The organism is Cyanobium sp. Candia 9D4 (assembly GCF_024346155.1).
GTDB classification, from domain to species: Bacteria; Cyanobacteriota; Cyanobacteriia; order PCC-6307; family Cyanobiaceae; genus Cyanobium; species Cyanobium minutissimum.
In genome coordinates, this window is sequence record NZ_JAGQCK010000001.1 from 342139 (window position 1) to 359575 (window position 17437).

General features: G+C 68.0%; 23 protein-coding genes and 1 pseudogene. 14 read left to right on the forward strand and 10 right to left on the reverse strand.

Annotated features, from left to right (window positions below):
• The first annotated feature begins 348 nt into the window (after positions 1-348).
• The 3 genes from KBZ08_RS01730 to KBZ08_RS01740 all read left to right on the forward strand — a co-directional run bounded on the left by KBZ08_RS01730 (position 349) and on the right by KBZ08_RS01740 (position 2388).
• The gene (locus KBZ08_RS01730) at positions 349-1647 is read left to right on the forward strand and encodes a cytochrome P450 (protein WP_254970872.1); all 1299 of its coding nucleotides are present in this window, start codon (positions 349-351) and stop codon (positions 1645-1647) included.
• 112 nt (positions 1648-1759) lie between these two features.
• Positions 1760-2080 (forward strand): MTH1187 family thiamine-binding protein, encoded by a 321-nt coding sequence (locus KBZ08_RS01735; protein WP_254970874.1) that lies wholly within the window; start codon positions 1760-1762, stop codon positions 2078-2080.
• A 125-nt stretch (positions 2081-2205) separates the two neighbouring features.
• Positions 2206-2388, forward strand: coding sequence for a metallothionein (locus KBZ08_RS01740; RefSeq protein WP_106221230.1), 183 nt, complete (start codon positions 2206-2208; stop codon positions 2386-2388).
• A gap of 12 nt (positions 2389-2400) precedes the next feature.
• Here the strand turns inward: KBZ08_RS01740 and KBZ08_RS01745 are convergent, their stop codons facing one another.
• The 3 genes from KBZ08_RS01745 to KBZ08_RS01755 form a co-directional block, all read right to left on the reverse strand.
• On the reverse strand, positions 2401-3216 hold the full coding sequence (locus tag KBZ08_RS01745; RefSeq protein ID WP_254970876.1) for an ABC transporter permease: 816 nt from the start codon (positions 3214-3216) through the stop codon (positions 2401-2403).
• On the reverse strand, positions 3213-3791 hold the full coding sequence (locus KBZ08_RS01750) for an ATP-binding cassette domain-containing protein (protein WP_315861242.1): 579 nt from the start codon (positions 3789-3791) through the stop codon (positions 3213-3215). Before KBZ08_RS01750 ends, KBZ08_RS01745 begins: the two co-directional genes overlap by 4 nt.
• 1047 nt (positions 3792-4838) lie before the next feature.
• Positions 4839-5858, reverse strand: a complete 1020-nt coding sequence (locus KBZ08_RS01755; protein WP_106221227.1) for a glutathione S-transferase family protein — start codon at positions 5856-5858, stop codon at positions 4839-4841.
• Between the two features lie 352 nt (positions 5859-6210).
• Between KBZ08_RS01755 and KBZ08_RS01760 the strand changes: the two are divergent.
• Together KBZ08_RS01760 and KBZ08_RS01765 are read left to right on the forward strand one after the other, a co-directional pair.
• Positions 6211-7257 (forward strand): annotated as a pseudogene (locus KBZ08_RS01760) (family 10 glycosylhydrolase).
• A gap of 71 nt (positions 7258-7328) precedes the next feature.
• On the forward strand, positions 7329-8369 hold the full coding sequence (locus KBZ08_RS01765) for a DUF3616 domain-containing protein (RefSeq protein ID WP_254970878.1): 1041 nt from the start codon (positions 7329-7331) through the stop codon (positions 8367-8369).
• 2 nt (positions 8370-8371) lie between these two features.
• Here the strand turns inward: KBZ08_RS01765 and KBZ08_RS01770 are convergent, their stop codons facing one another.
• Positions 8372-8956 (reverse strand): EF-hand domain-containing protein, encoded by a 585-nt coding sequence (locus KBZ08_RS01770; protein ID WP_254970880.1) that lies wholly within the window; start codon positions 8954-8956, stop codon positions 8372-8374.
• Positions 8957-9093: 137 nt separating this feature from the next.
• On the opposite strand from KBZ08_RS01770, the gene KBZ08_RS01775 reads away from it, so the two are divergent.
• From KBZ08_RS01775 to KBZ08_RS01790, 4 genes are read left to right on the forward strand one after another with little or no spacing between them, the layout of a single operon-like run.
• Positions 9094-9237, forward strand: a complete 144-nt coding sequence (locus tag KBZ08_RS01775; RefSeq protein WP_254970886.1) for a chlorophyll a/b-binding protein — start codon at positions 9094-9096, stop codon at positions 9235-9237.
• A 46-nt stretch (positions 9238-9283) separates the two neighbouring features.
• Positions 9284-9520 (forward strand): chlorophyll a/b-binding protein, encoded by a 237-nt coding sequence (locus tag KBZ08_RS01780; protein WP_106221221.1) that lies wholly within the window; start codon positions 9284-9286, stop codon positions 9518-9520.
• A gap of 14 nt (positions 9521-9534) precedes the next feature.
• Positions 9535-9771, forward strand: a complete 237-nt coding sequence (locus tag KBZ08_RS01785; RefSeq protein ID WP_254970888.1) for a hypothetical protein — start codon at positions 9535-9537, stop codon at positions 9769-9771.
• 14 nt (positions 9772-9785) lie between these two features.
• The gene (locus KBZ08_RS01790; RefSeq protein ID WP_254970901.1) at positions 9786-10229 is read left to right on the forward strand and encodes a nuclear transport factor 2 family protein; all 444 of its coding nucleotides are present in this window, start codon (positions 9786-9788) and stop codon (positions 10227-10229) included.
• Positions 10230-10238: 9 nt separating this feature from the next.
• On the opposite strand, the gene KBZ08_RS01795 is transcribed toward KBZ08_RS01790, so the two are convergent.
• Together KBZ08_RS01795 and KBZ08_RS01800 are read right to left on the reverse strand one after the other, a co-directional pair.
• Positions 10239-10442, reverse strand: a complete 204-nt coding sequence (locus KBZ08_RS01795) for a Nif11-like leader peptide family natural product precursor (protein ID WP_254970902.1) — start codon at positions 10440-10442, stop codon at positions 10239-10241.
• Positions 10443-10454: 12 nt separating this feature from the next.
• The gene (locus KBZ08_RS01800; RefSeq protein WP_254970903.1) at positions 10455-10850 is read right to left on the reverse strand and encodes a hypothetical protein; all 396 of its coding nucleotides are present in this window, start codon (positions 10848-10850) and stop codon (positions 10455-10457) included.
• Between the two features lie 133 nt (positions 10851-10983).
• Here KBZ08_RS01800 and KBZ08_RS01805 point away from each other — a divergent pair, with 133 nt between their 5' ends.
• The 4 genes from KBZ08_RS01805 to KBZ08_RS01820 all read left to right on the forward strand — a co-directional run bounded on the left by KBZ08_RS01805 (position 10984) and on the right by KBZ08_RS01820 (position 12908).
• Complete coding sequence (locus tag KBZ08_RS01805; protein WP_254970904.1) at positions 10984-11376, forward strand: CopD family protein; 393 nt, start codon at positions 10984-10986, stop codon at positions 11374-11376.
• A 104-nt stretch (positions 11377-11480) separates the two neighbouring features.
• Complete coding sequence (locus KBZ08_RS01810) at positions 11481-11699, forward strand: hypothetical protein (RefSeq protein ID WP_254970905.1); 219 nt, start codon at positions 11481-11483, stop codon at positions 11697-11699.
• A 65-nt stretch (positions 11700-11764) separates the two neighbouring features.
• Positions 11765-12460 (forward strand): hypothetical protein, encoded by a 696-nt coding sequence (locus KBZ08_RS01815; RefSeq protein WP_254970907.1) that lies wholly within the window; start codon positions 11765-11767, stop codon positions 12458-12460.
• A 4-nt stretch (positions 12461-12464) separates the two neighbouring features.
• Positions 12465-12908, forward strand: a complete 444-nt coding sequence (locus tag KBZ08_RS01820; RefSeq protein WP_254970908.1) for a hypothetical protein — start codon at positions 12465-12467, stop codon at positions 12906-12908.
• Here the strand turns inward: KBZ08_RS01820 and KBZ08_RS01825 are convergent.
• On the reverse strand, positions 12881-13927 hold the full coding sequence (locus KBZ08_RS01825; protein ID WP_106221206.1) for a magnesium transporter CorA family protein: 1047 nt from the start codon (positions 13925-13927) through the stop codon (positions 12881-12883). The genes KBZ08_RS01820 and KBZ08_RS01825 overlap by 28 nt on opposite strands.
• 67 nt (positions 13928-13994) lie before the next feature.
• On the opposite strand from KBZ08_RS01825, the gene KBZ08_RS01830 reads away from it, so the two are divergent.
• Positions 13995-14189: a DUF2256 domain-containing protein gene (locus KBZ08_RS01830; RefSeq protein ID WP_106221204.1), complete on the forward strand. Its 195-nt coding sequence runs from the start codon at positions 13995-13997 to the stop codon at positions 14187-14189.
• 96 nt (positions 14190-14285) lie between these two features.
• Here KBZ08_RS01830 and KBZ08_RS01835 read toward each other — a convergent pair whose 3' ends face one another.
• From KBZ08_RS01835 to KBZ08_RS01845, 3 genes are read right to left on the reverse strand one after another with little or no spacing between them, the layout of a single operon-like run.
• The gene (locus tag KBZ08_RS01835) at positions 14286-15875 is read right to left on the reverse strand and encodes a M10 family metallopeptidase C-terminal domain-containing protein (protein ID WP_254970910.1); all 1590 of its coding nucleotides are present in this window, start codon (positions 15873-15875) and stop codon (positions 14286-14288) included.
• Positions 15876-15908: 33 nt separating this feature from the next.
• Complete coding sequence (locus tag KBZ08_RS01840) at positions 15909-16409, reverse strand: hypothetical protein (protein WP_254970911.1); 501 nt, start codon at positions 16407-16409, stop codon at positions 15909-15911.
• A complete protein-coding gene (locus KBZ08_RS01845; RefSeq protein WP_254970913.1) occupies positions 16406-17434 on the reverse strand; it encodes a DUF952 domain-containing protein in 1029 nt (342 codons plus the stop codon). The genes KBZ08_RS01840 and KBZ08_RS01845 overlap by 4 nt, the downstream gene beginning before the upstream one ends.
• Positions 17435-17437 lie beyond the last annotated feature (3 nt).

Sequence of the window (17437 nt, forward strand, 5' to 3'; positions counted from 1 at the left end):
CATCTCCTAGAGCGCATGGCCCATCCTCGGTTCCATCGCTACGTCTTGAGGGTTGAAGTGTAAGGGTGTCTGCTGCTTCGAGATGCCCTCTTGCCTGCAGCTTGTCTGCATCCATTGAGCCCATCCTGATTCACGTCGTTGGTAAGGATCGCCTGTCATCCAGTGACGGTCTCTGGTAGGCGGGGCCACCCGGTTGGTCCCGTTGTCCATCGCCGCCGCGGCAGGCTGTGGCGCTTGCCGCCAGGTCTCGCACCGCCATCACCTGGCTGCCAGCCTGGGGACCACTCCAGATGACGCGGCTTGCTCCCCGATCCCGCCAGCCTTCGACCCCTCCCCAGCACAGCAGCCGTGAGCGGCGTGCTCGAAACCCTCGCCTTCTTTCGCGATCCGGATTTCGCCCGCTCCCGCTTTGAGCGTTATGGCGATGTCTACGAAACCAGCCTGCTGGGGCAGCGGACCGTGTTCATCCGTGGTGGGCAGGCCATCGCCGACCTGTTCGCCCAGGCTGACGCGGTCGAGGGCTGGTGGCCGGACAGTGTGAGGCAACTGCTGGGGCCGCTGTCGCTGGCCAACCGCAACGGCGCCGATCACAGGGCACGCCGTCGGGTGGTGGGCCAGCTGTTCGCCTCCGCCGCCCTGAGGCGCTACAGCCCGGCGATCGCGGCGTTGGTGGAGGGTCTCAACCAGGAGCTGCTGGATGCTCCAGCGCCCGTGGCCCTGGTGCCCCGGTTGCGGCGATTTGCGTTCACCGTGATCGCCACCACGGTGCTCGGCCTGGATGGCGCCGATCGCGACGCCCTGTTCGGGGACTTCGAACTCTGGTGCCAGGGCCTGTTCTCCCTCCCGGTCGCCCTTCCCGGCAGTCCTTTCGCCCGCGCCCGCCAGGCTCGGCAGCGCCTGTTGCGGCGCCTCGGCTCCGTGCTTCAGAAGGCCCAGGTCGCCTCGGCCTCCGGAGCCCCCCTCGTGGCTGGCGGCCTCGACCTGCTGGCCGGCGGCCTCGATGAAGCCGGCCTCCCCCTGGCGGACGACGATGTGGCCGAGCAGTTGCTCCTGCTGCTGTTCGCCGGCTACGAAACCACCGCCTCCGCCCTCAGCTGCCTGCTGCTCACCCTGCTGCGGCATCCCGCCGAGCTGGCCTGGCTGCGGGAGGAACTCGACGGCCTGTCCTGGCCCCCTGCCGAGGGGGACGGCATGAGCGCCTACGACGCCGTGCGGGCCCCCCGGCTGGATGCGGTGGTGAAGGAGGTGATGCGGCTGACCACGCCGGTGGGGGGCTTCTTTCGCCGCACCCGGGAGTCCATCGCCCTGGCCGGTGTGCTGGTGCCGGCCGATCGCGTGGTGCAGGTGAGCATCACCGCCAGCCATCGCCACGGCCCAGACCCTGAGGATCTGGCCGCCTTCCGGCCCCGGCGGCATCTGGGTGGTGCCGAACCCATGACCCTGCTGCCCTATGGCGGTGGTGAGCGGGTCTGTCTGGGCAAGGCGCTGGCGGAGCTGGACATCCGTCTGCTGGCGGCGGGGCTGCTCAAGCAGCTGAGCCTTGCCCTGGAGCCGGATCAGGACCTGACGCTGCTGGTCATTCCCAGCCCCTCCCCGAAGGATGGCCTGCTGGTGCGCCCTTGCCGGAGAGCCACCCCAACGGTGTGAAGCGGCATGGCCACCCCCAGAATCCTGACCTTGGCCACCAGCCCATGGCGTCCGATGGCCGGCAACGTCACCCGAGGATGGACCCCATCCACAGGGCCTCCGGGGCATTCCGATGAAGGTGATCGTCGATCTCTGCGTTGTCCCGATCGGTGTCGGCGTCAACCTGGCGCCCTACATCGCGGCCTGTGAGCGGGTGCTGCTGGAGGCCGGCCTCAAGGTCCAGCTGCACCCCAACGGCACCGCGATCGAGGGTGAGTGGGCGCCGGTGTTCCGGGCGATCGAGGCCTGCCATACGGCGGTGCATGCGATGGGTTGTCCGCGCATCTACACCACCGTGAAGGTCAACACCCGCACCGATCGGGACCAGACGCTGGAAGACAAGGTGGCCAGCGTTGAGGCGCTGCTGCAGGGGATGCCGGAAGGGGGCCATTGAGCAGGGCGCCGGGGTCTTGCAGCCATTGATGGATCCTTCAGCCACGGTGGTCATGACGAGCCGGTGTTCCTCTCCGGCGTTGCCGGCATCAGACTGAGGCCAATGGTTTGCCACCCGGAGATCCCATGACCGCCACCCTGGAGAAACCCGCCACACAGCAGTGCGCCTGCCCTGACTGCCACTGCACGGTCCAGCTGGATACCCCGTTCCGTAACGGTGCCCTGCTGTTCTGCAGCGACGCCTGTGCCAAGGGCCATCCCAACCAGGAGCCCTGCCACGCCGGCTGTGGCTGCGAGTGCCACGGTTAATGCCTCAGATCATCACTTCCCCCGCGCCCGCACCAGTCGATCGAGTCGCAGCTGATGGTCGGCACTGGTGAGTCGTGCGTAGGCCAGGCCCACGACACCGAACACCCCCAGCGCCGTCGCCGACGCGACCATGAACAGGATCACGATCTGGTAGCGAACCGCCGCCGCCGGCGCCGCCCCCTGGAGGATCTGTCCGGTCATCATCCCGGGCAGGCTCACCAGGCCCATCACCATCATCGAATTGATCGTCGGGATCATGGCCACACGGATGGCGTCGCGCACCACCGACTGGCACGCCTCCCAACGGGTCGCCCCGAGAGCCAGATCCGTTTCGACCTGATCGCGTCCGCTGCGCAGCCCTTCCATGAAGCGATCGAGACCCAGGGAGAGGCCGTTGAGCGTGTTGCCCAGCACCATCCCCAGCAGGGGGATCAGATACTGGGGGTTGTACCAGGGCTGGGGCCGGATCAGCCCTGTCACCGCCAGCCCCGTGACCAGCGCCGAAGAGGCCATCACCGACAGCAGGCTGTTGAGGTAGATGCCGGCAAAGCGATGCCGGGTGCGCTGCACGGCGGACACCCCGGCGATCATCGCCATGGCCGCCCCCACCAGCACAATCAGAGGCGCCTGGTCCTGGCGGAACAGCCACTCGAGCACAAATCCCACCAGCAGCAGCTGCACCACCATCCGCACCGACGCCACCAGCAGGCTGCGGCTCAGGCCCAGGCGCAGCGCCGCCGACAGCCCCACATTCACCAGGATCAGCAGGGCGGAGAGGACCAGGCGGCCATCGCTGATCGACAGGGCGCCGGCGCTCGAGGGGGTCATCGCGGCAGCTCCAGGGTGCAGGTGGCAAAGCGCCCGATCTGCTCGCCGTCATGGCTGATGAGCACGCAAGCGCGCGGACCTGCAGAGAGCCAGGCGATCAGCAGGGCCTCGACGGCGGCGGTGGTGGCTCCGTCGAGGGAGGCGGTGGGTTCATCCAGCAGCAGCACGGTGGGATCGAACTGCAGGCCCCGCAGCAGGGCCAGCAGCTGCAGCTCGCCACCGGACAGCCGCTCGGCGTCGTAGTCCAGGAACGAGGGATCGCGCCCCAGGGCCGCCAGCCAGCCGGTGATGCGCTCGGGGCTCCAGCCTCCCTGCCCGCGTCGCTCCCGGAACCGCCAGGGCCCGCGAAGATTCGCCTCAACCGTCCCGCCAGTGGCGACGGGCCCCTGGGCCAGATACTGCACCATGGCCCGCCAGCGTGGCAGACCCCATGCCGCCGGAGACCGTCCCAGCAGGCGGATCGTCCCCGCCTGCTGGGGATCAAGCAGGGCCAGAGTGCGCAGCAGAAGGGTCTTGCCCGACCCCGAGGGCGCCACCAGTCCCAGCCGATCACCGCCGGCCAGAGCGAGATCCAGCTGGCTTCATAGCCGCCGTTCCCCCAGCTGTCGCTCCAGACCCGTGGCGCTCAGCAGCAGGGGGTGGTCCAGGGGAACGGGATGGCTGGGCACCCCTCACTCTGACCCCGCCCCGAACGGCGAGTGCCGTTTTGCAGCGGGTCCCTTTCGATGCCAGCCAAAGTTCCATGGAGCCGGCGGGGGCGGAGCGCGCGTTCGTCCATGCGCTCAGGTCGATGGGAGTGATTCCCGGCTTTGTGTTGCCGGATCCGGCCAGAGAGGCACCCACCGGTGTTGAGGCCGGTCTGAGGGTGTCGATCTGGGCGATCAGCCTCCTGGCCAGGTCGGTGCCGCTCTTGTGGAAGATTTGAGCGGGGGCGTCCACGGAGGGCTCGCCATTGCTGCCCTTGCCTTCCTCCTGCTTGCGCAGCGCTTCGATCGCCAGGGAGCCGGCTTCCCCGCCATGGGCCTAATGGCGGAGGCCGGGGTCAGTTTCTTGCCGCCGAGCTTCAGATGGAGATGGAAGACCTGCTGTTGGTCGCACGCATGACAGGCCTCGCTGGAACTCTGGACCAGGCGATTCAGCACCTTTGCAGCTTGGTCGACGCCATGGTTGAACGGCGTCTGGGTGGTGGATGCCAGGCGGGAATTGCTGTTCTGGGCATGGATCGACTCTTCTCCGGATGAGCCTTCCATCTGCACAATCGAGATTTTCGCCAGCAGTCATTGGTCCCTCGGTGCCTTTCCCTTCCCAGGCTCCATGTTGAGCCCAGGCTCCATGGCCAGCAGGGAGATGCCTCGGCCGAGTTGATTTGAGGTGCATTCATCGGAGAGGTCGTCAACCAGCTCGCCCTGTGTGATGGCTGCGACAGCTTGTTGACTTCGTTGTTCAGTCGTTGATCAGTCGTTGATCAGACTCTGCCATCCCCGTTGACCTGAGGCCATCGCTTTCAAGCCAGTCTCAAGGGCACTTCAAGGCGCCCAGGAGGCCTCCCAAATTCGTGACTGATGCTGTGTTTGTGAGATCGATGGCCCGGAGAGCGACTGCCGCGATTTCAGTCGCTTCCATCAGTCGCTTCCATGCGACCGATCCGCAGGATCCGTCGCCACTCCCACCAGCTCCCGGCCATGGGGAAGCAGAAAGTCGATCTCCGGGCCCACCGGCACCACGCCGGTGGGATTGATCATGGTGTGGCTCTGGTAGTAATGGCGCTTGATGTGCGCCATGTTCACGGTTTCCGCGACCCCCGGCACCTGGTAGAGATCGCGGGTGTAGGCGAACAGGTGGGGGTAATCCACCAGCCGCTTCAGGTTGCACTTGAAGTGCCCCACGTAGACCGGATCGAAACGCAGCAGGGTGGTGAACAGGCGCCAGTCGGCCTCGGTGATCGCCGATCCCAGCAGATAGCGCCTGGTCGCCAGGTGCCCATCCAGCCAGTCGAGCGTGCCGAACAGCGGACCCAGCGCCTCCTCGTAGGCCTCCTGGGTGGTGGCGAAACCACAGCGGTACACCCCGTTGTTCACCGTGCCGTAGATCCGCTCATTGAGGTGGTCGATCTGCTCACGCCACTCCACCGGATAGAGGTCGCCCTCCCGTGCGCCCAGATGATCGAAGGCGCCGTTGAACATCCGGATGATCTCGGAGGATTCATTGTTCACGATCGTGCGCCGTTGCCTGTCCCACAGCACCGGTACGGTGACGCGCCCGGAATAGCGGGGATCGGCCACCGTGTACAACTGGTGCAGGGCTTCAGCGCCTTCATTGGGATCCGGCACCACCCCCTCCCCCGCCTGGAAGGTCCAGCCCCGCTCGCCCATGAACCAGTGCACGACGGAGAGCGGGATCAGCTCTTCCAGCCCCTTGAGGGCGCGCACGATCAGGGTGCGATGCGCCCAGGGGCAGGCCAGCGACACGTAGAGGTGGTAGCGGCCGGCCTCGGCGGCAAAGCCGGACGCACCGCTCGGACCGGCCGATCCGTCCGGGGTGATCCAGTTCCGGAAGGCCGCCCGCGAGCGTTCGAAGCGCCCGGCGCTGCTGCCGGTGTCATACCACTGGTCTTGCCAGACCCCGTCCACGAGCAGGCCCATCACGGTTGCCATGACGCCCACGGACCCTAACGGGCCCGTGGCGCCACCTGATCGCCCGGCGGCGCCCGGCCGCTGCGGGACGGATCCGGCCCCATCGTGGAGAGCACAGCAGCGCTGATCCCCCGATGCCATGGCCGGCTTGAACCGACACGGCCCCCTCCGCTGGATCAGCCTGGTCCTCTGCGGGGCCCTGCTGGCCGTCGTCCTGTCGGGTCTGCCGGCGAGCCTGCCGCTCCTGTTGCCGCCCGCGAAAGCCCAGGTGCCGCCCGCGACAGTTGTGGAGCCGCCCGAGGAGCTGCGGGGGGTGTGGCTCACCGCCAACGACATGCCGGTGCTGCGGGACCGTGACCGCATGCAGGCCGCCGTGGACCAGCTGGCGGAGCTGGGCTTCAACCGGCTCTATCCGGTGGTCTGGAACGGCGGCTTCCCCTACTACCCCAGCCGGGTGAGCTAGGCGCGCCAGCTGCAGGACTTCACCTTCCGCGGCCTGCAGGGCCAGGACATCCTGGCCGAGCTGATCAGTGCCGGCCGCCACCGCGGCCTCAAGGTGATCCCCTGGTTCGAGTTCGGCTTCATGGCGCCACCGGAGTCGCCGCTGGCCCGGCGGCACCGCAGCTGGCTCACCCAGACCCGCGACGGCGGGCTCACCTCCACCAGTGCCGCCGGCCGGGTGGTGTGGCTCAATCCCTTCCGGCCGGAAGTGCAGCAGCTGATCACCGACCTGGTGCTGGAGGTGGTGAACGACTGGGGAGCCGATGGCATCCAGTTCGACGACCACATGAGCCTGCCGCGGGAGTTCGGCTACGACCCCTTCACCACGGCGCTTTACCGCAAGGACACGGGCAAGGATCCACCGGCCAATCCCGAGGACCCGGCCTGGGTGAAATGGCGCGCCGACCGCATCACCGCCTTCCTTGAGCGCCTCGCCCAGGCGGTGCGGACCGCCCGCCCCGGCGCCCTGATCTCGATCTCCCCCAACTACTACGACTTCGCCTACAAGCTGCAGCTGCAGGACTGGCGCGAATGGGTGCGGCGCGGCATCGCCGATGAACTGCTGGTGCAGATCTACCGGCCCGATCTGGAGAGCTACCACCCCCACCTCGGCCGGCCGGAAGTGCAGGAGGCTCGCCAGCGCATCCCCACCGCCATCGCCGTATTGAGCGGCCAGCGCAACCGACCCACCCCCCTGGCGTTGATGGCCCAGAAGCTGGCCGCCAACCGGGCCCGGGGCCTGGGGGTGGCGTTCTTCTACTTCGAGAGCCTGTGGAGCCTGGGCCCCGAGCCGCCCCAGGAGCGCATTGCCGGGCTGGCCCAGATGCTGGGCCCCCGTCAGCAGCCGCTGGGGGCCTCCGGGGGGCGCGGAGCTACATCGCCGCCCCTGCCGCCGCCGCCTCCCTAGCGAACGCCGGGAGCTGACGTTGACACTCCCCAACGCCCCACTACCAAGGAAAGAAGCTCCCGCCTTCCCCCATGCCCGAGCCGGCCGCCGATCTGCCCCTGGCCGTCCCGACCCACCAGCGCCTCCTGGATCTGTCCCCCGCGAAGGACACGGAAGCCGAGGAACTGCGGCAGAACCTCTCCGCCCTGGTGGCCCTCGACCGGGTGCTGTGGCTGGGGGGTGATGAGGGACGCAGCCTCTACCGGTTGGACCGCCTCGGCGATCACCACTACGGCAACCTCAGCGCCGTGAAGCTGAGGGACTTCGGTCTTGCCGGTGGCAAGGACGACGGCGAATCGGACCTCGAGGGCCTGGCCCGTGATGGTGATCGCCTCTGGATGGTGGGCTCCCATTCCCTGCGCCGCCGCAAGTACGACGCCACGGCAGGATCCCTGAAGCTCCACGACAGGCAGAGCCGCAACGCCCATGTGCTCGGCTGCCTGCGGCTGGCCTTCGATGCCGCCGAGGGCCGCGATGCCCTCACCCAGGCCCTGGCGAGCGACCGGCGGATCGCCCCGTTTCTGGCGATCCCAAGCAAGGACAACGGACTCGATATCGAAGGCATCGCCGCCCGGGGCGAGCGGGTGCTGGTGGGGCTGCGTGGACCGGTCCTGCGGGGCATCGCCCTGGTGCTCGACCTCCGTCTGGGCGGCCTCGATGGCGACGGCCCCACCTTGAGCCTGGAGGCCCATCGCTGCCGCTACCTGTCGCTCAGCGGCCTGGCGGTGCGGGATCTGGCCGTGGTCCCCGGCAGCGACGACGTGCTGGTGCTGGCCGGGCCGACGATGGACCTGGCGGGCCCCTGCTACCTGCACCGCTGGCGCAACGCCCTTGGCCCGCAGGGTTCACCCCCGAAGGACGGCGTCACCCTGGAGACCACGGAGCCCGTGCTGTGGATCCGGGATGGTCGCCCCGGTCGCCCCGGCCAGGGCAGCGACAAACCGGAGGGCCTGGATGTGCAGCGCCGTGGCGACCAGCTGCTGGCCTGGGTGGCCTACGACGATCCGGTGGCCGCCAGGATTGGAGCGAAGGGAACCAGTACCCGCCTGGATGGCTATGGGCTGCCGGACTGACGTCAGCCCAGGTCCACCCCATCGAACAGGTGGCGGCCGGGGGCGTCCGGCGAGGGATCGAACCAGTACTGCTCCACCAGCGTCAGGAAGGCCTGCCGCGGCAGGCGGCCGTGGGGCAGCCCCAGGGCGGTGAGCATCCGATCGAGGTTGGCCGCGATGCCGGTGGTGGGATGGCCGTAGGCGGCGGCGAAGGCGGCCAGGTCGTTGATCTCGAGCTGGCCATCGCCATCGAGGTCGAGCACGTCGAAGAAGCCGCCGGCGGAGCGGGCCATGAACTCCCGCGCCGCCTGGGGATCGGCACCGAAGGCGGCGAACACCCGGCCATGGGAGGCCAGGAACTCGTCCTCATCCACCGTGCCGTCGTGGTTCCGGTCGCGGCGAGCGTTCTCGTGCCGGTAGGTGTCGAGCAGCAGCCCCAGCAGATCCGGGAAGCGGCTGGGCCGGCCCTGCCAGCGCCGCGCGATCCGCACCGCCACCGGTTCGAAGTCACCCTCCAGGGTGTGGCGGCCGTCGCCGTCGCGGTCGTAGAAGCTGAACAGCCGGCGGTAGCGCCGCACCAGTTCGGCCGGCAGGGAGGCGCTCGACATCCACCGGGAGGCAGAGGATTCCGATGGTACGGGGCCGCCGTTGACTGCGCCTCTTGCCCCCGCTACCTGCCCTTGCGGCCATGCTTGACGCAAACCTTTACAACCTGTTACAATCTACGAAACAAACTGAAACACTCATGACCGACTCTTCCTCCCGCTTCGGCTTCGTCACCTTCGCCGAAACCTGGAACGGCCGTCTCGCCATGCTCGGCTTCGTGATCGGCCTCGGCACCGAGCTGCTCACCGGCCAGGGGATCCTCACCCAGATCGGCCTCGGCTGATCGACCAACGGCCCAGCCCTTTTCCTTTCCTTTCCCTGCCCAACCCATGACCAACACCCCCGCCAACGACGCCTTCCTCCAGGGCGACACTGAGCGTTCCATCCACATGGAGCAGCTCAAGCGCGTCGAACTCTTCAACGGCCGTGCTGCCATGCTCGGTCTGGTGATCGGCGTGCTCACCGAAGCCATCACCGGCTCCGGCATCGCCCACCAGATCGGCCTCGGCGCCCTGACCGACGGCTACGCCGCCTGCCGCACCCAGTTCCTGCCCTTCTGCTTCTGATCGCTCTGCTGCCGATGCTGCTCCCGCCCCCCTTGTGCCCCTTCACGGCGGCCCGGATCGCCGGCCTGCAGGCCACGGTGCTGCTGCTGCTCACCCTGCTGATCAAGGCCCGGGTGCAGATCAAGGCCGCTTCGGCCCTGGGCCTGTTCCTGCAGACCCTGGTGTTCCTGGCCGCAGCCGGAGCCCTGGGCCTTGTGGCCATCGGCGGAGCGGCCCTGGCCCTGACCCGGCCCCGGGCGGTCGCCTCCTGAGAGACCCCCCTTCCATGACCGCCCTGCTGCAGCCACCGCTGGGGGAAGACGCCCTCCGGGCTCTGTTCACCAAGCCCTACGGCGCTCCGGGGCCCACGCCGGAGCAGTGGCGGGCGCTCTACGACGAGAACGTCCACTTCACCGACCCCACCCAAGAACGGCAGGGCCTCGAGGCCTACATCGTGGCCCAGGAGGGCTTGCTGCAGCGCTGCGATGACGTCTTCCTCGAGCCTGGTGCCGTGGCCCTCAGCGGCGATGTGGCCTTCGTGGAATGGACGATGGGCCTGAAGATCAAGGGCATCGAATTCCTCTATCCCGGCACCAGCCGTCTCCGCCTGGGCGCCGACGGCCGGATCGTCGACCATCGCGACTACTTCGACTTCGTCGGCCCCACCTTCACCCCGGTGCCGCTGGTCGGAGGGTTCGTGCGCTGGCTCTACGGGCGCTTCGTGGCCTGAAGGTTCCGATCAGCGGGGCCGGCGCATGACGTAGCCGGTGCAGACGGCTCGATGCAGGGTGGTCACGCCGAAAGCGAACCCCTCTTCGGCGGCGATGGCAACCACCTGGTAAGCATCCATCCCGCTCAGCCGCGTCCGTAGCGTCTCCGAAGCTGCCGCGTGCTCCAGAAATCGCTCCAGCTGGTCCTGCTCATCCTGTTCGCCGCTGTCCATGGGATGGCAGCCTCAGCGGCCGGAGCCGGCGAGGGGGAGCTGACCCGGCCTCGCCGATCGGTGACGCCTGGACATGTCTGCCGGGCGACGCCCGGTGAAGCGCGCCAACCGGGCCAGAGGCGTGCTGGCACGGCGCAAGGCCTCCCGTTGCCGCTCGCGGTAGAGGCGATCCACCGCCTCCATGGCCGCCGGGTCGTCATGGTCATGGACGCCGTAGAGCAGGCCGGTGATGCGCTCCGCGTCCATGGCCTCCGCGGCGGCTTCCTGCCAGAGGCGCTCGCTCAGGGAACGGTCGCCCCGCCGAAACTGGGCGTCGGCCAGCTGTCGGGTGAGCGCGAACACGAGCTGCCGCTCCTTGAAGGCTGAGAAACTGCCTTCGAACTGATGGGGAAAGCTACCGCTGGCCATGGGGGGTGTCCTGCCTCTGAAGTTCTCCCCTCAACTGTATCTACTGCTACAGATTTTGACGCCACTGCCCGTCGCTCCTCGCTCGTCGGGGCGCCCGCGCCACCAGGGTGGGAGCTCCTCCTGCGTCGAGGCCATGGCCCCCTTCCCGTTTCTGGTGATCGTCCACGCCCTGGCCGCCACGGTGTGGACCGGCGGCCACCTGGTGCTGGATCTGGGTGTGCTGCCGAGGGCCCTGCGGGAGCGGAGCGCTGAACGCATCCGCGATTTCGAGGCGATCTTCGAGCCCCTCGGCCTCACGGCCCTCGCCATCCAGGTGATCACGGGCCTCTGGATGGGCTCAATCCTGCTGCCTGGTTTCGATGGACTGTTCAACCCAGCGAGCCCAATCGGCGTGCTGGTGGGCACCAAGCTGCTGCTGCTGGGCGCCACCGCCGCCCTGGCCTGGCACATCCGTGCCATCACCGCCCTCGCGATCGCCTTCGTGGTGGTGGGTGCCCTGATCCGTCTGGGTGGCGTGCTGGGCTGAGCGGGTCCATTCGTTCTTCGCAGGAGAATGGACCCCAATTCCCCATGCTCGGTGGAAGGTGGCTGCAGAACGACGTCATGTCCTTGCCGCCCATGTCCATCCCCATGATCGATCTCCCTTTTCTGGCGGAACTGCTGGTGGCCCTGTTCGTGGTCGCCACCCTGGATGGCCCGCCGCCGGTGGAACCCGCCCAGGAACCGCCTGCCAGGGAGCTGGAGCCGCCTGAGCCGCTACCGGGTGGCTGGTCGGCGGAGACCGACCTCCACGCCCAGCGCCTCCTGCGGCTCGAGAGACGCCGTGACACGTTTGCTTCCCAGCCGTGACCGGCCAAGCGGATCAGGTTCCTAAAGTCTTTCTGCGATCGGCCACGCACCAGGGAGTGGGCGCCATGCTCGAAGCTGTCGACCAGAAGGCTCTTTTCGATTACTGGCACGATCGTGTCCGGCTGAAGAACCTGCCGCGCATCGGCGCTCAGGAGCATGTGCCGACCCAGGTGTTGCGACATGAGTGCACCAACTACGACGATCTCAGACGCCTCAAGGCCGTTCAGGACCTTGATGAGCTTGAGCGCTGCCGCGTCATCGCCATCATCAAGTACGAGTGCACCGCCAAGGTGCTGCAGCGGCGCACGGGACTGCTGAGGGACTACGCCCGGCAGTGCGAAGAGAACACACGCACCCAGCAGAAGGACCGTTCCCGACTGCGCGCGGTGCTGCACCAGCTCAAAGAGGTGTTGCGGGGTAAACAGGTGATGATCGATCGCCTCGAAGCCCGCCTCCAGGCCCTGGAGGCAGAGAATGCCGCGCTGTGCTCCGAGCAGCAGCAGTCCAGGGCCGAGCTGCAGTTGCAGAAGGAGCTGCTGGCCCTGCAGCGGGCCCTCGATGCCGAGGTGGAACGTCGCCGGCAACTGGCCAGGAATAACCAGAGCCTCGGCGGCCGTGTCGCCCACACCGATCGTTACAGGCGCCAGCGCGACGAACTTCAGGAGGCCCTCAGGGCCGAACGGCAGACCACCCGGCAGCTGCGTGGGGAGCTGGAACGGCTCCGGGCCGGCGAGCAGCTGGGCCTCGGCCTGGCCGAGTAGGGCCATGGCCAGACCCCCATCCCCCCGCTCCACGCCGGCCCGACCGAAGCCTCCCGCCATCAACGAGCTGAAGCGCGAGGTCCTGACCCTGGCCGGGGTCTCCAGCACCCGGGAGCTCAAGCGCACCAACCAGGACCTGCGCCATCTCGATTTCCGCCGCAAGGCAAGTTGGCGTACCGCCCTGGAGGTGCTGCAGCAGGCGGCGGCCGCCTATCCCGACTGGGAGGCCCAGCCACCGGAGGAGTTCAGGGAGCTGTTCGCGGCCATCGATGAGGCCAGTGAGGCCTATGGCCAGTCGATCGAGGAGGGCCTGAGGCTCAGCGCCCAGCTCCAGAAGGCGGCCGACGATCTGGAGTCCCTCTCCGGCGAATTGCTGGAGGAGGCCGACGAGCTCAGGACTGTCCAGGCCGCCTCCCGCCGTCAGGCGCGCCAGCGCCGGCTCAACTGAGGGCGCCGCGTCGCGATGCGGTTCCGGTCCAGGCGGCTGAGAAAGACATAACTGGCGAAGCCGATCACGACCATGGCGAGCATGAAGCCCGGATAGGAGACACGCCAGTTGTCCGGGCCTGTGATCATCGTCCACTCGGACATGCCGCCGATGCCCGCCAGCAGGGTCAGCGGCATGAAGATCGTCGTGATCAGGGTCAGGCGCCGGACCGTGGCGTTGGTGTCGTTGGCGGCCTTGGCCATCTGATTGTTGAGCATCGACAGGTACATCTCCATCAGGCTGGTGACGATGTCCCGGTAGGACTCGGTGACCTCGTAGAAGCGCACCAGATGGTCGTAGATGTCGCGATAGTGGTAGATCGCCTTCTTCGACACCAAGGGGAAATCGCCCCGGCAGATCTTGCTGAGGATCTCCCGTTCGTGAAACAGGCTTTTGCGCAGCCGCAGAAGATAGCGCCGGAAGCGGATCAGCTCGGCCGGCTGGAAACTCGCCGGATCCGCCATCAGGGCTTCTTCCACTCCATTCAACTCATCCTCGAGCGCCTCGATGGCCACGAACTTCTGATCGACGACCTGATCGAGGATCAGGTGCATGAGGTGGGACGGACCCTGGCGGGCCTCCTCAATCCCCCTCTCCACCATCGTCTCCACCCCATCGAGATAGGAGCGATGCCTGGCATCCAGATGGCTGATGCTGACCAGAAATCGCTGGCCGAGGAAGAGGTTGATCTCACCCACCTCCAGGACGCCACGGTCGTACCGAAACGTGTTGAAGAGAATGAACGTGTTGTTGGGGAAATCGTCGATCTTGGGAATCTGATGATCATCGAAGCAATCCTCGATCGAGAGCGCGTGCAGGCCCAGCAGACCGACGAGGTGGTCCAGTTCGTCCCTGCTGGCTTCGCGGTAATGCAGCCAGGCAAACCCGTCCGCTTCGCTTGTGCCCACAGCCTCCTCGGCTGACGCCACACGCAGCGCCGGGCCGGTGCGGCCGATCCGATAGAAGCTGGGGTCAGCCATTGGCTCCATCGTGTCACGGGGGCGGGTTCACTTTTGTCAGGCTGGTGTCCCCCATCCCCCTGGCCGGATGCCCCATCACCTGGATCGCCCCACCAAGATCTGCCCGGTCTGCGGACGACCGTTCCAGTGGCGCAGGAAGTGGAAGGATGTCTGGGACGAGGTGCGCTACTGCTCCGAGCGCTGCCGCCGCAACCGCAACCGCGCCCGCCCGGATGCTTCCGCTCCCGTTCCGATCTCGAAGCGCGCCACCAGCGCCGCATGATCCGACCCCGGGTCCACGCCACGCCGATGCTGCCTTGATTCACCGCCGGAACCCCTCGGTGCCCAGCGCAGGTCTCCTCGGTTGTTCTGCTCAGCCTCAGGCCAGGATCAGGTTGGAGGCCGAGAACTGGACCGTTCCCATCAGCATCACTTCGAAGTCGCTGCTGCCGTTGCCGTCGAGATCCCCCTGCAGGAGGGCGTGGTTCTGGCGGCGGTTCTGCTCCAGCCGCAGCTGGCCCGCCTCCCCGTAGAACGCCCTGGAGCCGATCCAGTTGAAGGACTGGAGGCCAGCCCGGCGGCTGTCGGCGTCCACCCTCGAAAGATCAATCCTGTCGTCGGCGGCGAAGTCGGTGATCACATCGCGCCACTGGGGGCTGCTGAGGCTGCTGTCGGCCCGGACATAGACGAAGGTATCGCGGCCACCGCCCACCAGACCTTTCCACTGGGCCGGCACTCCGGGCAGACCGAAGAAGGCCAGGTCGCGGAAGTTGTTGGGGGCGGACCAGTTCGGGGCCAGGGGGGCGCCAGCCAGCCAGTCGGCTCCGTAGCCACCCGAGATGATGTCGTGGCCGCCAGTGCCGACGATGCTGTCCTGGCCGCTGGTGCCGATGCTGGACGGGGCCAGGGCTCCGATGGTGAGGCTGACATTGGCGATCGCGGCGACCGTGAACGTGCCGTAGTAGTCGTCCTTGGACGCCGTATAGAAGCCGACGAAGTTCGGGTTTCCGGCCGTTGGTGATGTTCCGGCGGTGTCGGGGAGTCGGCCGGCTGCCTTCTCCCGCGCCGCCTGGGAGCGGAGGATGGATGTGTAGGCATTCGATTCAAAGGAATAGTTCGGATTGGGTTTGTCCGCACTGGGATCGGCGTCGGTGTAGCCATAGTTCCATACATTCCAGTTGTGGGCATAGTATTTCTCACCCGTTGGCTGGGGCACCTGCGCACCCTGCCCGCCGTTCATGGCGCCCCAGGAGGTATTGATGGAGAAATCGAAGCCGAAGGCGGGATAGGTCTGCTGGGGATTGAGGCTGCTGGCGCCGGCGGAGCGCGGGTAGCCGAAGGGGGATGGCCCGTAGGGGACCTCCTCGAGGAACTGGATCCAGCCCGCGGGAGCATTCGGCGGCCAGTAGGCCGGTAGCCCCTTCTGCACGGCGTTGGCCATGATCACCTGCTGCTGCCAGAGCCGCATCGGGCCGACGAATCGCCGGTTCGGGGCATCCCAGAGATTCGATGCTGTCCCGACACCCTTCCCAGAGGCGGCACTGGTGGTGAATCCGCCCGGTGGCATGGCGGCGAAATCCATGGCGATCGCGGCCGCGTTCAGAAAGCCGAAATTGTGGACGCTTCCGCTGCTGTCGGTGATGCTGGTCTGGATCGGATAGGCCCAGTCATCGATATACGACATATCAGCGGAAAAGCCGCTGCCATCGATCGTGTATTCGTAGAAGGAGAAGGGCGCTGTGATGTTCCAGCCGATCGGTTCCTGGCCAGGGTTGGCGAACAGTGTGGCGGAGCTCGAGACGTAGATCCTCATCTGAGGAGCCGCCAGGATCGGAACATTGTTCAGACCCGGGGAGAGGCTGTTGCTCTGGCCGGGCTGGAGCGGCTCAACGCTGAACCCTGGCCCGACGACGTAGTAGTAGAGGCTGCCTCCCGACTGGTTGTTGATGGTCAGGGAGGCGGTGGCCATGGTCCAGCTCGATACCCGGATCCAACGTAGATGTCACCGGAGTGACGTCAGCCAGCGGGCGCTGCGGCGCAGGCCTTCGTCGCAGTCGCCCCGCATCAGCAGCCCCGCCCCGCCCCAGACCAGCCGCGGGGCCAGATCCAGCGGGCCGCCGCCCAGCTCCCGCAGCGGCGTGAAGCCGAGCCGCCGGAAGTAGCGCACCAGCCGCCGATGCTGGCGCTCCCCATCGCGGATCGCCAGCAGGCGCGCCGAGCGGCAGGGCGTTTCCTCGAGGGACCAGGCGAAGGTGGCGGCCCAGATCAGCGGCCCCACGGCTTCGCTGCGCTCCCCCTGCACCCGCATCGTGTCGAGCCGCAGGCCATCGGCCAGCGGCAGGCACCACCCCTTGAGCTCCCCCAGCAGCAGGGGCGGCTGCTCCGGCCGGGGGCGCGCCACCGCCACCCGCAGTCCCCGCACCCCCGCCATCCCCTGCACCTGCAGCCGCAGCAGCAGGCCGCGCTCCCGGGCCTGCCGCTCCAGAACCTCCAGGTTCATCATGGTGCGCTGTCCGGCGGCGGTGGGTAAGGCTCGGCGGCCAGCACCGCCTCCAGCGGCAGCGGTCCGTGGATATGGGGGAAGCTTTCGCCGCTCTCCGGGGCCGGCTCCCAGCGCAGCGGCGTGGTCAGGCGCCGCGGGTCGATGGTCAGCAGCAGCACCTCCCCCGCATCGGCGTAGAAGCGCCCGTGGGTGCCCTCCACCTGGTCGGCCCCGCTGGCATGGATGAAGCCCACCTCCTGCAGCGACTGGCCGCGGGTCGAGCGCTCGTACACCCCGCGGGTCTTGGCCTCCCGCCAGTCGTCGGCCAGGGCCAGGTGATAGATCCACTGCCCGGAGCGCCAGGGCCGCCGGGGCGCCCAGGCCCCGGCCATCACCGCGGCCAGCTCGGGTCCCTCAAGGAAGCGATGCAGCCAGCACTGCAGCGGAGCCAGATCTCCCAGCTGGTCGAACCCCTCGGGATCGGCGAGACGGAACTGGCGCACGAAGGGCAGCAGGGCCAGGTCGGCCAGGGATGGCCGCCCCCCCACCAGCCAGCCCTCCGGCCCAAGGGCGGCGCTCCAGTCCCGCAGGATCGACAGCGCGGCCCCGCGATGCTGCTCCCGGTCGGCGCCGGGATGGCGGTGGGCGTACTTGAAGCGGTCGAGATGGTGCTTGAAGGCCCCATCGTTCTGCTCGATCAGGGTGGCGATCCGGGCCCGCTCCTGCCCAGCGGCCTTGCTGCTCCCCAGGCGCCGCAGGTCGCCGGGATCGTGGCGGTCCAGGGCCCAGGCCATCACCGCCAGGCTGTCCGGCAGCACCCGGGCGCCGCCCTGGGGATCGGGGCCGGCGTCGTGCGTCAGCACCAGGGCCGGCACGGTCGCGGCGGGGGAGGCCTCCAGCAACTCGGGGGGCTTGCGCCCCAGGTGCACCTCCCGCAGCTCCAGATCCAGCCCCGGCGTGAGCCCCGCCGCCGCCAGGGCCAGCCGGGCCCGGATGGCGTAGGGGCAGCGGCGGAAGCTGTACAGGATGGGCAGGCGCGGCGCCATCCG